Below are 13113 nucleotides of genomic sequence, written 5' to 3'. Positions count from 1 at the left end.
GTGTTTAGCAAGATTGCAAAAAAGCGACGATTGTTGATGGTGTTAGGTTTTGTGTTTCTAATCTTCCCTTGTTCGCCTTTCGCTGCCGAGCAAACTGCATTGTCCTCCAATAAAGCTATTTCGCAAAGTGGACATGGAGAGCACTCACAAGACCTACTCAACTTGGATTTTCAAGACATCCCAGTGCGGAATGTGCTGCAATTGCTAGCGACGTACAGCGGCTTTAACATCGTCGTTTCCGATCAGGTTTCTGGTAGCCTTTCTCTTCGCCTACAAAATGTTGATTGGCAGAAAGCACTCGATATTATTTTGCAGATGAAAAACCTGACAAAAAGAGTCGAAGGCAACGTCATTTTAGTTACTACAGCGGAAGAGCAAAAGACTCAAGAAAGTTCAACTTTCAAGCCTGTATTGCAAACCCGAATATTTCAGGTCAACCATATAGACATTGCTCAAGCAGAGCATTTGATCACTGGGGAGGCTGGGGTAGGGCTTCTATCACTACATGGTTCAGTTACGATCTCAGCTAGAACGAATAGCCTTATTGTGAGCGATCTGCCAGATAGGATTCATACTATTAATGAGTTTCTCTCTATTATTGACGTGGAAAGGAAGCAAGTTGAGATTGAAGCGAGAATCGTATCAATTAAAGAGGGCAATTTGGATGAATTGGGCGTTAAGTGGAGCTATACTTCCGCAAGCCAGATAAACAGCTCAGATTCACTCGATATGAGTTCATCTGGTGTTGATCATTTGTTTAATGTTGATTTGCCAGCCACAAGTACAGGGGCTGCAACGTTGGCATTTCAGGTGGCGAAATTTGGTAGTGGTGCATTGCTGGATTTAGAGCTTACTGCTTTGCAAAGGGAATCTAAAGCGGAAGTGATTTCTAGTCCGCGGCTGATTACTACCGATTCAACTCCTGCTTATATTGAACAGGGGACGGAGATTCCTTATTCGGAGTCTTCGTCGAGTGGCGCAACATCTGTATCGTTTAAGAAAGCGGTGTTGAGTTTGACAGTGACACCTAAGATAATGCCGAACCATCGAGTATTGCTCGATATTGATGTGACGCAAGATCATCCCGGCGAAGTCGTTCAAACAGGTACGGGCGAGGCGGTCGCTGTCGATACGCAAAAAATTGGAACTCAAGTACTGGTAAATGATGGCGCAACTGTGGTACTTGGGGGCATTCATCAAAATAGTAGTATCGAAATTGCAGAGAAGGTTCCTTTGTTGGGAGATCTGCCGCTACTAGGCGTTTTGTTCCGTCGTAGCTACGAACAGAAAACGAAAAGTGAGTTAATTATCTTCGTTACGCCAAAAGTAATGAGCGTACAAAGATGAATTTATCAAAAAAATAAAGTTGCATTAATGCCATCATATCTAGATAATTTCGGGTCTTATCACGAATTATCTGTGAGGAATAGGTGCCACAAGCGTCTTAAATGTTGGTGAAGACTGACTTTCTTGTGGCGATGTCATTGAATTAACGTTGTAAATTACTGCTGAACATGGCTGAGAAACGCAATATTTTCCTAGTTGGCCCAATGGGGGCTGGCAAAAGCACAATTGGTAGACACCTTGCTTCACAATTGCATATGGAGTTCGTAGACTCTGATACTGTAATTGAAGAGCGTACCGGCGCAGATATTGCGTGGGTTTTCGATGTAGAAGGTGAAGAAGGCTTCCGCAAACGCGAGGAAGCTGTCATTAATGACCTAACAGAACAACAAGGTATTGTTCTAGCAACAGGCGGTGGCTCAATTAAAAGCCGAGATAACCGCAATCGCTTGTCTGCGAGAGGTGTCGTTGTATATTTAGAAACGACTATCGACAAGCAGCTAGCTCGTACTAACCGCGACAAAAAGCGTCCATTGCTACAAACTGACAATCCACGAGAGGTTCTCGAGGATCTAGCTAGTGAACGTAACGGTTTGTATGAAGAAGTGGCAGATTATACTGTTCGCACTGACGATCAAAGTGCGAAAGTGGTAGCCAACCAAATAGTAAAAATGTTAGAAGAACGCTAATCATAATTTTTATTTGGAGTGCAAGCCATGGATCGGATTACGGTCGACTTAGGTGAGCGAAGCTACCCAATTTCTATCGGTGCCGGATTGTTCAGTGATCCGGCCTATCTTTCCCCTTACTTATCCAGCAAACAAAAAGTAGTTGTTATCAGCAATGAGACAGTAGCTCCTTTGTATGCTGATAAAGTGATGTCCCAATTAGAGCAACTAGGCTGTGTCGCGACTTTGTTAGAGCTACCTGATGGTGAGCAATACAAGTCTTTAGATACGTTCAATACCGTCATGACCTATTTACTCGAAGGAAGCTACAGCCGTGACGTTGCTCTAATCGCTTTAGGAGGCGGTGTCATTGGTGATCTAGTGGGTTTTGCTGCTGCGTGTTATCAACGTGGTGTTGACTTCATCCAAATGCCAACAACTTTGCTCTCTCAAGTAGATTCATCGGTAGGAGGAAAAACGGCGGTCAATCACCCTATGGGTAAGAATATGATTGGTGCATTCTATCAACCCAAATCAGTTGTGATTGATATCGAATGCTTGTCGACGCTTCCAGAGAAAGAATTTGCCGCCGGAATAGCAGAAGTGATTAAGTACGGCATTATTTATGATGCTGAGTTCTTCGATTGGTTAGAAGAAAACCTTGATAAGCTTTATGTCCTCGATGAGCAGGCTCTGACTTACGCTATTGCAAAGTGTTGCCAAATCAAAGCAGAAGTTGTAGCTCTCGATGAAAAAGAGTCCGGTATTCGTGCTTTGCTTAATCTTGGTCATACATTCGGTCATGCTATTGAAGCTGAGCTTGGATATGGTCAATGGCTTCATGGTGAAGCGGTGGCTGCTGGAACGGCTATGGCAGCAAAAACTGCTGAATACCAAGGACTAATCACTCAGCAGCAAGTTGAACGGATTATATCTATACTGAAAAAAGCTAAGCTACCGGTTCAAACGCCAGAAAGTATGTCGTTTGAAGACTTTATGCGTCATATGATGCGTGATAAAAAGGTTTTAGCAGGTGAACTTAGATTAGTTTTACCAACCAGTATTGGCACAGCAGAAGTTGTGAAGAATGTACCGAATACGGTGATTGAGCAAGCAATAAATTATTGTCGAACAATCTGATTTCTTCTTAACTCACAGGGAGAATCCCCAAGGGATGGCTGAATGAGCTTAGCGCATGAATTACGTGTGTTGGAGTTAGAATCTCAAGTCGAATTGTTAGAGCGCTTACAGTTGCTGACTAATTTCGGCTCAAATCTAGTGACAATTAGTGGCGAGCAAGGGGCTGGTAAGTCTTGGATTGCTCATCGCTACTTGGAAGCTTGGTCTGACGATAAGAATCAAGCGCTCATCATGTGTCATCCTAGCCAAAATGATGAGCAGCATCGCTCGATTTTAATCACTCAGCTGTTTTCCGAGCCTCTCTTTAATCCGCAAGATTCTTTAGCTGAAAGCTTTACGTCACTTCTTGAAGATGATGGGTGCGATATTGTTGTGGTCGTAGATGATGCACACCACTTAACAGAGGCATTCATCGGCGAGTTATGGGCGTTAGTACAAGAAGCGCAATTACACCCAACTTGGTCACTGAATGTGTTGTTGTTCTCACAATCAAAACACACTGAAGCAACCTTGTCTCGATTGAGTCATGGCCAAGAACAACAGTCTATCGATATTGAAATAGAACCATTAAATCAAGAAGAAGCAGATCGATTCTTTGAACAATTAGTGGTACGTTTTGTCGAAGATGACATGGAGCGACGAGTTCGCAATGCATACCGAAAGGTTAAGTTGCTCCCCGGTGAAATTATGCGATTAGGAGAACAAAAAGTGACAAAGCGAATCATCATACGTTCGATGGTAGGATCGCCTAGCAAAATAGCCATTTTAGTTGTGTTGCTCGCAATAATTGTTGGCGGTGGTTATTGGTGGTTATTGGGGCAACCAAGTCCAGATAGTCAAGTAAACTCGATAGCTAATACGTCCAAAGAACAGACCGCGATACCAACGTTATCAACTGCCAATGATGCAAATTCTCAAGTTGCGCAGCAGAGCTCTTCATCTAACCAAAGCACTAACCCACAAGCGGCTGCGATTCAAAAAGCCATTGATTCCAACGCTGTGGACGACTCGACTTCTTTACCTCCTCAAGTTGTAACGAAAACTGCCAGTGTTGGTCATGTGGACAGCGACAAAAATCGTGTAGTGGTGTCCTCTGCTATCGTAGATAAGTTGATGCAAGATGAATCCGCAGTGAAACCTGCCGCAGCACAAGAAGCAAAAGGCGCTCAGAGCGAAGCGAACACAACATCTGCAAATACTGTCGCCAATCAAGTTTCTTCTCCGAAAGCAACACCAGCGCCTGTGGCTTTCTCAACAAAACAGCTTGAAGCATTTTCGCCAAGGAGTTACACCCTGCAGCTTGCAGCAGTGAATACTCTGCCTGAAGTAAATAAATTTATCGAAAAGTATAAGCTAAACAATAAGGTATTCGTCTACCCAACGGTAAGAAGTGGTCAAGATTGGTACATCGTTACTTATGAGAACTATCCAACGATCCAGCTTGCTCGTGATGCTGTCAGTACACTTCCTCGAGATCTGCAAAGTGTCGGGCCGTGGGCAAAATCTCTAAGTCAGGTACAAAGAGAAATTAATCGTACGAATTAACGCTGAGCTTCGCGCGAAAATATGTTACATTCCGCAGCCTTATTGTTGCCTTGGGTCATGTGGGCCTTTTGCGAACAAAATTTAACCTCAAAAGATCAACAAACCCAAGGTAAATTGAGCAGGAAATGAAAAGACGAGCCTTTCTGAAGTGGGCAGGTGGAAAATACAGCCTTGTAGAAGACATTCAGCGCCATCTGCCTCCTGCTCGAAAGTTAGTTGAGCCTTTCGTCGGAGCTGGATCAGTTTTTCTCAACACTGACTACGAGCAATATTTGTTAGCAGATATCAACCCTGATCTGATTAACCTATACAACTTACTTAAGAAAAAGCCAACAAAATACATATCAGAAGCCAAGCGCTGGTTTACCCCAGAGCACAATCGCAAAGAGGTGTATCTCGATGTCCGTGCTCAGTTTAACCAAACTGACGATGTTATGTATCGCTCACTTGCTTTTCTGTACATGAACCGCTTTGGATTCAATGGGTTGTGTCGATATAACAAGAAAGGCGGCTTTAATGTTCCTTTTGGCTCGTACAAAAAGCCTTATTTTCCTGAAGCTGAATTAGAGTACTTCGCAGAAAAAGCAAAGAAGGCGACATTCGTTTGTCAAAGTTACTCTGATAGCATCAAGAAAACGCGTAAAGGCAGCGTTGTATATTGCGACCCACCATATGCACCGTTATCGACGACAGCGAACTTTACCTCATACGCAGGCAATGGCTTCTCTTTAGACGATCAGGCAGCGTTAGCTGACATATCAGAAACTGCGGCAGTGAAGAGGGGAATTCCAGTACTCATCTCAAATCATGATACGACCCTAACACGACGCTTATATCATGGTGCTTCGCTCAATGTAGTGAAAGTGAAACGAACGATTAGTCGCAATGGCAATGGTCGTAACAAAGTTGACGAGCTACTGGCTTTGTACATGCCAAAAGAGTCTGAGTAGATTTGTTTAATTCTGTATTTACAGCTCAATAAACCTTAAACCATCAATTCCATCTATGATCTGATGGCAGGCTTAGGTAGAATCAGCGCGTATAGTTCAAATATCGCGCTACCTAAGAGGCCTGACATGAAAGATTTTCTAATTGCTCCTTCGATTTTATCTGCTGACTTTGCTCGCTTAGGCGAAGAAGTGGAAAACGTACTTGCTGCAGGAGCAGACGTTGTGCACTTCGACGTTATGGATAATCACTATGTTCCGAATCTAACTTTTGGTGCACCAATCTGTAAGGCTCTGCGTGATTACGGCATCACAGCACCTATTGATGTGCATTTAATGGTTAAGCCTGTAGACCGCATCATTCCGGACTTTGCTAAAGCAGGAGCATCAATGATTACGTTTCATGTCGAAGCGTCTGAGCACGTAGATAGAAGTTTGCAGCTTATCAAAGATCATGGCTGCAAGGCTGGGGTGGTTTTGAATCCAGCGACGCCTTTAACATGCCTCGATTACATCATGGATAAAGTCGATATGATTTTGTTGATGTCAGTAAACCCTGGTTTTGGTGGTCAATCTTTCATTCCTCATACTCTCGATAAACTGCGAGCGGTAAAACAGCGTATCGTCGAATCTGGTCGCGATATACGTTTAGAAATTGATGGTGGCGTTAAGGCTGACAATATTGCTGAAATTGCAGCAGCGGGCGCGGATATGTTTGTTGCAGGATCTGCGATTTTTGGTCAGCCAGATTATAAAGAAGTGATTGACCAGATGAGAGCAGAACTGGCTAAGGTTCAATAACTCGTTTTTCTTTAATTTAAGTTGTATGTGGATATAAGATGTCATTTGATTCAATAAAATTGATTGCCTTTGATCTCGATGGAACCTTGCTTGATAGCGTGCCAGACCTTGCGGAAGCGGCCGACAAGGCAGTGCAGTCACTAGGTTACCCGTCAGTGAGTTTAGAGCAAGTAAAAAGCTATGTTGGCAATGGTGCTGACTTACTAATTGGCCGCTCTCTCAGCCAAAACATGCAAGTTTCGCCTGAGTTGAGCCCTGAACTACTTGCCAAAGCACGGTGTCTTTTTGATGAGTATTACGCTCAAGGTGAGCACCGATTAAGTCATTTATACCCACACGTTAAAGCTGTATTAGCACAGCTGCATCAAGCTGGCTTCAAACTTGCGTTAGTGACGAATAAGCCTTCGAAGTTTGTACCTGAGGTATTGGCAAAACACGCATTGGATACCTACTTCGTTGATGTTATTGGTGGTGATACTTTCGTTAATAAAAAACCAGATCCAGAAGCGTTAAATTGGTTGTTAGATAAGCACGACCTAGAGTCATCAGAAATGCTCATGGTAGGGGATTCTAAAAACGATATTCTGGCTGCGAAAAATGCTGGCTGTCGCTCTTTAGCGCTGACGTATGGTTACAACCACGGTGAGCCAATTGCAAACTCCAATCCCGATTATGTCGCCGATTCACTGCGAGATTTGCTAGAGTTAGTTTCAGTCACTGCTTAATTTTCATATTCCCCCATTTTTCACTAGAAATATATTGGTTAATGAGTACACTGAACTCGCTGTGTACTCATTAACTGACACAGCTCTAGCCGAATTTTATGAAGAAGTCTAAGGAATAAAACCTATGAGCAAACCCATTGTATTGAGTGGTGTTCAACCCTCTGGTGAACTAAGTATTGGTAACTACTTGGGTGCTCTTCGTCAATGGCAACAAATGCAAGATGATTACGATTGCCAGTATTGTGTTGTTGATCTTCACGCGGTTACGGTTCGCCAAGACCCGAAAGCGCTGCATGAAGCAACGTTAGACGCACTATCAATCTGCCTTGCTGTTGGCGTTGATCCGGAAAAGAGCCCACTATTTGTTCAGTCACACGTACCAGAACATGCTCAATTAGGTTGGCTTCTTAACTGTTATACCCAAATGGGTGAATTGAGCCGAATGACTCAGTTCAAAGACAAATCCAGTCGCTATGCGAACGACGTCAATGCTGGTTTATTTGGTTATCCAGTATTGATGGCTGCAGATATTCTGCTTTATGGCGCACATCAAGTGCCGGTTGGTAACGACCAAAAGCAGCACCTAGAACTTGCTCGTGATATTGCGACTCGTTTTAACAATATCTACGGTGCTGACAATCCAATCTTCACTGTGCCAGAGCCATACATTCCAAAAGTGAACGCTCGTGTAATGAGCCTTCAAGATGCGACTAAGAAAATGTCGAAATCTGATGATAACCGTAAGAACGTTATCACCTTGCTTGAAGAGCCGAAATCTATCATCAAGAAGATCAATAAAGCGCAAACAGATACCGAAACTCCACCACGTATTGCGCACGATATCGAAAATAAAGCGGGCATTTCCAACCTTATGGGGCTGTACGCAGCAGCAACAGGTAAAAGCTTTGAAGAAATTGAAGCGCAATACCAAGGTGTGGAAATGTATGGCCCATTTAAGAAAGATGTCGGTGACGCGATTGTGGCGATGCTTGAGCCTGTTCAAGCCGAATACAAGCGCATTCGTGAAGATAGAGCGTATCTTAACTCAGTTATGAAGCAAGGAGCTGAGAAAGCTTCAGCGCGTGCTTCGGTTACTTTGGCGAAAGCTTATGAAGCGGTGGGCTTTGTAGCAAGAGCTTAGATGCCAACCTATAGAAAAGCCCCTTGAACTCATAGAGTTCAAGGGGCTTCTTTTTATCTGAAATTTACGTTATTAATTCCAATTCGCGAAAAGGTTGGTAGGCGTTTCTGTTTCGCAGCGATGTTGATTGTACTGCCTAGCGCCATTACCTTGGAAATTAACCTCAACAACCATTCCCTTATCCACATATGGTCGTAAGTTTTCACACGCAACGCGATAGCCGGCTTCATTGGTTTCTGCGGTTAGCCAGATTGTCCCCGGTGCTTTTTTGAATTTGATGTAAATGACGCCATTGTCATAAACCGCCACATCATAGCGACCATTGTGAGTTGGTTTGATATGTTGTTTCGCGAACTCGATGGTTTGTGTCGAAGCGGTAGTTTGAATATCTTGTGGGTTTAATGTCTGGCAGCCTGAAAGCGCTATAGCGGCACCCAAAGCCAAGATCGCGAGTTTAAATTTGTTCATGATATTTTTATTGTCTAGCCATTTGAATGAGCGCGCAATATAGCATAGATATACGCGCGTTAGCTGCAATGCTAGTGTTATTGGTTGAGATTGCCCTTTAAGGGTAGGCTTATCCGCGCTTCTTCCTGAGTATAAAGTAAGCGATAGCTGCGATTGCTACCCCAGATAGAGTCCACAGCATAATCTTATGGTGATGGTAAAAGTGCAGTACATTGTCTAAGTGAACGAAAATGTAATTGACCAGAACACTAAACACAATCACCCAAAGCGTTGAGGCAATGGCGTTGCCAATAAAAAATGCTCGCTTAGACATTTTTGCCATTCCGCATGCAAGTGGCATAAATTGCTTTAGACCTTCAACAAAACGGCTAATAACCAAAACCGTAGGGCCATATTTCTGTATTTTCTGATGCATTTTCTGCAGTTTACTTTCTGAAATGTAGCCTTTCTTCGCCAGCCAGCTTTCAAAATAGTAGCCAACGATGTATCCGCAAGTATTGCCAAGGAAGCAACTTAGCCACCCAACCACAATCACTAGCGGAAAGTTCATTACACCCTGAGAGGCCAATATGGAAGCGGTGATGAGTATTGATTGACCGGGTAGAGGGATACCAGTTCCTTCAAAGAAAATGGAAACCACTAACGCCAAATAACCGTAATGCTCCAGTAAAGGCTTCATTGAGTCTATTAAGTGGTTGACGTCTATCAATCTAATCACCTGTTTTAGTAAAACGTTGCAGGGGGAATTCAGTACTTATTGCTGCTTGAGTCAATCCATGGCGAGGGCAGTGATAAAGAGTGGCACAGTATAAGCGAAATAGTCTCTTATTCACTACCAATATATTTGCTATTGGCTAGCTGTGTGGACGATGTGATTGGCATAGCGTGGGCTTCCAGAGATAAAGATGAAGAATTTTCGCTTGCCTTTCTATTTTTGAGCTGCACAATAGCTGCCACTGAGACACCAACCTCGTTCATTTTTAATAGATCCATTGCTATGCTGGTTATCATCGACAACTACGATTCTTTTACCTACAACTTGTATCAATACTTCCGTGAATTAAATGTTGAAGTAGAAGTTGTACGTAATGACGAAGTCACGTTGCAGGATATAGAAGCATTAAAGCCCACACATTTAGTGATCTCCCCCGGCCCATGCACACCTGACGAAGCAGGTATTTCATTGCTCGCTATCGAACATTTCGCGGGTAAGTTACCTATATTAGGCGTTTGCCTTGGTCACCAAGCTATTGCTCAGGTATTTGGTGGAGAAGTGAAAAAAGCGCGCCAAGTAATGCATGGTAAAACATCGTTGATTGGTCATTCAGACAAAGGGCTCTTTGCTGAGCTAAGTAACCCTTTACGGGTAACCCGCTACCACTCTCTTATCGTATGCAAAGAGTCGTTGCCAGATTGCTTCGAGGTTACATCTTGGAGTCAATTTCCAGATGGTAGTCTGGATGAGATCATGGGATACCAACATAAAGAATTGCCCATCTACGCGGTTCAATTTCACCCTGAGTCAATCAAAACTCAACAGGGCCACCTGTTGCTCAAAAATTTCTTAAATGTAGAAATTTTGTGATCAATATCTTCTTTTTGATATCATCTATCTAAACTCCACATTTCTTCTCGATTGCAAGAATATTCGCTCCCGCATTCTGTAAAACGTGACAGCTTTAAATTAGCCTCTTTATTACTTGTCATTTAACCCATTATAAAAGAAGGTGTTATTTAGTAGCATTTTTGGTGCATATTTAGTCACATCTTATGCCTAATATTGGCTGCAAAGGTAAATAGCAAGAATTATCTACTATTGAAATGGTTAATCAAATGTAAATAAAATGCCATATTCTGCTAAATTCAAAACAATATATTCTTGCTGCGGCAGATAAGCGCTCAAGCTAGCGTGTGGCATTGATAGGAGTGAGCAATGACATTAGGAAATAAAGTAGAACGTGGGCTATTTGATGAAGTCATGGTGCCTTGTTACAACCCGATGGAGATGATTCCAGTGAAGGGTGAGGGCTCTAGAGTCTGGGATCAACAAGGTAACGAGTATATCGACTTTGCTGGTGGCATTGCGGTCAGCTGCTTGGGGCATTGTCACCCAGCGATGGTTGCAGCGATTAACGATCAAGCACAAAAGCTTTGGCACCTGAGTAACGTGATGACGAATGAGCCAGCCTTGCGTCTTGCCAAAAAGCTAACGGAAATTAGCTTTGCAGAGAAAGTGTTTTTTGCTAACTCGGGTGCAGAGGCCAATGAAGCTGCATTGAAACTAGCTCGCCGCTGGGCTGCGGATGTTCATGGGCCAGAGAAATCTGAAATCATTGCTTTTAAACAAGGCTTCCATGGCAGGACTTTCTTTACCGTAACGGTTGGCGGGCAAGCTGCTTATTCAGACGGTTTTGGACCAAAGCCCGGTGACGTGACTCATCTTGAGTATAACGATGTGGAAGGCCTAAAAGCGCACATTTCTGACCGCACATGTGCAGTCATGATGGAGCCTTTACAAGGTGAAGGCGGGATTGTTTCTCCAAGTGATGAGTTTGCTAAAACAGTTCGCGAATTATGCGACAAACACAACGCTTTGCTTATCTTTGATGAAGTTCAGACTGGTAATGGTCGTACAGGTGACTTTTACGCATACCAAGGTTTAGGTGTTACACCTGATGTGTTGAGTACTGCTAAGTCTCTAGGTGGCGGTATTCCAATTGGAGCGATGCTAACAACTACAGAACTAGCCAAGCATCTGAAAATTGGCACTCATGGCTCTACCTATGGCGGTAACCCATTAGCCTGTGCAGTAGCTGAAGCTGTAGTTGATGTAGTGAGCAAGCCTGAAACACTAGAGGGTGTGAAAGAGCGTGAACAGCTGTTTAGAGCAGGACTCGAAGCTATTAACGCTAAGTACAATATCTTTAGTGAAATTCGTGGTAAAGGCCTTCTTATCGGTGCTGCATTAAATGATGAATGGCAAGGTCGAGCTCGCGATGTGCTTGTTGCTTCTGGAAAGCATGGCCTAATGTTGCTTGTTGCTGGTGCAAATGTGGTTCGCTTCACACCTTCATTAGTGATTTCAAAGCAAGATATAGAAGAAGGTTTGGCAAAACTCGATAAGGCAATTGCTTCAATTATATAGTTTGCATACCGAGTCAGTCTGAAGAAGCATTCTTGAATATGGAGTAAAACCTTACTTGTATTTGCAATTCTTATCTTCAGATTGAGTAGGTTTAGGACGGTCTAAAAGCTCAGTCTTTTAGGCCTTATTTAGCGTCAGGAGGAAGTATCGATGCTGGTAGTTCGACCTATTACCATGGATGATTACGATGCGCTGCATAAGTGCGCGGTTGAATCAGGTCATGGCTTCACATCTTTACCTGTAAATGAAGAGCTTCTCACCAATCGAATTCAACATTCAGAATATAGCTTTGGTAAACCAGATGTATCTGAGCCCGGAGATGAAGGTTATCTCATGGTGGGCTTTGATAGTGAAACTGGAGAAATTGCAGGCACGACAGGCATAGAAGCCTCTATTGGTTGGGATGTACCCTTTTATTCTTATCACATCAGCAAAGTCGTTCACTCTTCGCCTAAGTTAGGCGTCAACAATGTAGTGAAGCTACTGACTTTCGGCAACAATTACACAGGTTGTAGTGAAATTTGTACGTTGTTTCTGCGACCAGATTTTCGTAAAGGCCTGAATGGACGGTTAATGTCTAAATGCCGTTTTATGATGATGGCAGAGCACCCTGAGCGTTTCTCTGAAACCATTTTCGCTGAAATGCGCGGTGTTTCAGATGCAGACGGCAACTCTCCATTTTGGCAGTGGCTGCAAGAGCACTTCTTCTCTATCGAATTTACATTGGCAGACTACCTAACTGGTATTGGCAAAAAAGGTTTCATTGCTGATCTCATGCCAAAACTGCCGATTTATATCAATTTACTTAGCAAAGAAGCGCAAGCAGTGATCGGGCAAGTTCACGACAACACTAAACCTGCTTTAAAACTTCTTGAGCGTGAAGGCTTCTGTTGCCGAGACTACGTCGATATTTTTGATGGGGGCCCGACAGTTGAATGTGATCTTAAGAACATTGAATCGGTACGCCATTCATTCAGAGCGAGTGTTCAAATCAGCGAACACTCCAGTTCTCAAGATTACTTGATTAGTAATACCTCGTTCGAAAACTTCCGGGCTACTACAGCCAAAGCAGCCTATGACCAAGAAACAGAAAGTGTGTTGCTGAGCGAAGAGGTCGCAAAAGCACTGCAGGTTGAAGAAGGAAGTAAAGTGAGAATGTTGGCTCTTTAAGTATTAGTCGAAGGTAAAT

The 13113-nt window shown here is 43.3% G+C and carries 13 protein-coding genes; 11 read left to right on the top strand and 2 right to left on the bottom strand.

From position 1 onward, the window contains the following. The 8 genes from L7A31_RS18285 (at nucleotide 1) to trpS (ending at nucleotide 8311) form a co-directional block, all read left to right on the top strand. Nucleotides 1–1347: a type IV pilus secretin PilQ gene (locus tag L7A31_RS18285; RefSeq protein ID WP_237363191.1), complete on the top strand. Its 1347-nt coding sequence runs from the start codon at nucleotides 1–3 to the stop codon at nucleotides 1345–1347. Nucleotides 1348–1514: 167 nt separating this feature from the next. Continuing rightward, nucleotides 1515–2033 (top strand): shikimate kinase AroK, encoded by a 519-nt coding sequence (aroK, locus tag L7A31_RS18280; RefSeq protein ID WP_237363190.1) that lies wholly within the window; start codon nucleotides 1515–1517, stop codon nucleotides 2031–2033. 27 nt (nucleotides 2034–2060) lie between these two features. Then, on the top strand, nucleotides 2061–3152 hold the full coding sequence (gene aroB / locus L7A31_RS18275; protein ID WP_237363189.1) for a 3-dehydroquinate synthase: 1092 nt from the start codon (nucleotides 2061–2063) through the stop codon (nucleotides 3150–3152). Between the two features lie 42 nt (nucleotides 3153–3194). Then, nucleotides 3195–4697 carry an AAA family ATPase gene (locus tag L7A31_RS18270; RefSeq protein ID WP_237363188.1) on the top strand — a complete coding sequence of 501 codons (1503 nt, stop codon included), beginning with the start codon at nucleotides 3195–3197 and terminating at the stop codon, nucleotides 4695–4697. A gap of 125 nt (nucleotides 4698–4822) precedes the next feature. Continuing rightward, the gene (locus L7A31_RS18265; RefSeq protein WP_237363187.1) at nucleotides 4823–5647 is read left to right on the top strand and encodes a Dam family site-specific DNA-(adenine-N6)-methyltransferase; all 825 of its coding nucleotides are present in this window, start codon (nucleotides 4823–4825) and stop codon (nucleotides 5645–5647) included. 126 nt (nucleotides 5648–5773) lie between these two features. Next, nucleotides 5774–6445: a ribulose-phosphate 3-epimerase gene (gene rpe, locus L7A31_RS18260; RefSeq protein WP_237363186.1), complete on the top strand. Its 672-nt coding sequence runs from the start codon at nucleotides 5774–5776 to the stop codon at nucleotides 6443–6445. Nucleotides 6446–6483: 38 nt separating this feature from the next. Continuing rightward, nucleotides 6484–7170, top strand: a complete 687-nt coding sequence (locus L7A31_RS18255) for a phosphoglycolate phosphatase (RefSeq protein WP_237363185.1) — start codon at nucleotides 6484–6486, stop codon at nucleotides 7168–7170. A 124-nt stretch (nucleotides 7171–7294) separates the two neighbouring features. Beyond that, the gene (gene trpS / locus L7A31_RS18250) at nucleotides 7295–8311 is read left to right on the top strand and encodes a tryptophan--tRNA ligase (protein ID WP_237363184.1); all 1017 of its coding nucleotides are present in this window, start codon (nucleotides 7295–7297) and stop codon (nucleotides 8309–8311) included. A 72-nt stretch (nucleotides 8312–8383) separates the two neighbouring features. On the opposite strand, the gene L7A31_RS18245 is transcribed toward trpS, so the two are convergent. Further along, complete coding sequence (locus tag L7A31_RS18245) at nucleotides 8384–8779, bottom strand: hypothetical protein (RefSeq protein ID WP_237363183.1); 396 nt, start codon at nucleotides 8777–8779, stop codon at nucleotides 8384–8386. A gap of 109 nt (nucleotides 8780–8888) precedes the next feature. Beyond that, nucleotides 8889–9458, bottom strand: a complete 570-nt coding sequence (locus tag L7A31_RS18240; RefSeq protein WP_435532906.1) for a DedA family protein — start codon at nucleotides 9456–9458, stop codon at nucleotides 8889–8891. A gap of 318 nt (nucleotides 9459–9776) precedes the next feature. Here L7A31_RS18240 and L7A31_RS18235 point away from each other — a divergent pair, with 318 nt between their 5' ends. The 3 genes from L7A31_RS18235 to astA all read left to right on the top strand — a co-directional run bounded on the left by L7A31_RS18235 (nucleotide 9777) and on the right by astA (nucleotide 13094). After that, nucleotides 9777–10364, top strand: a complete 588-nt coding sequence (locus L7A31_RS18235; protein WP_237363600.1) for an aminodeoxychorismate/anthranilate synthase component II — start codon at nucleotides 9777–9779, stop codon at nucleotides 10362–10364. 348 nt (nucleotides 10365–10712) lie between these two features. Then, entirely contained in the window at nucleotides 10713–11924 is a 1212-nt protein-coding gene (locus L7A31_RS18230; RefSeq protein ID WP_237363181.1) for an aspartate aminotransferase family protein, read from the top strand. Between the two features lie 150 nt (nucleotides 11925–12074). Continuing rightward, nucleotides 12075–13094 carry an arginine N-succinyltransferase gene (gene astA, locus L7A31_RS18225; RefSeq protein WP_237363180.1) on the top strand — a complete coding sequence of 340 codons (1020 nt, stop codon included), beginning with the start codon at nucleotides 12075–12077 and terminating at the stop codon, nucleotides 13092–13094. Nucleotides 13095–13113: the final 19 nt, after the last annotated feature.

It is taken from the genome of Vibrio marisflavi CECT 7928, from assembly GCF_921294215.1.
GTDB classification, from domain to species: domain Bacteria; phylum Pseudomonadota; class Gammaproteobacteria; order Enterobacterales; family Vibrionaceae; genus Vibrio; species Vibrio marisflavi.
Note: the sequence above shows the minus strand (reverse complement) of the source record. Positions and strands in the feature narration are given on the sequence as shown.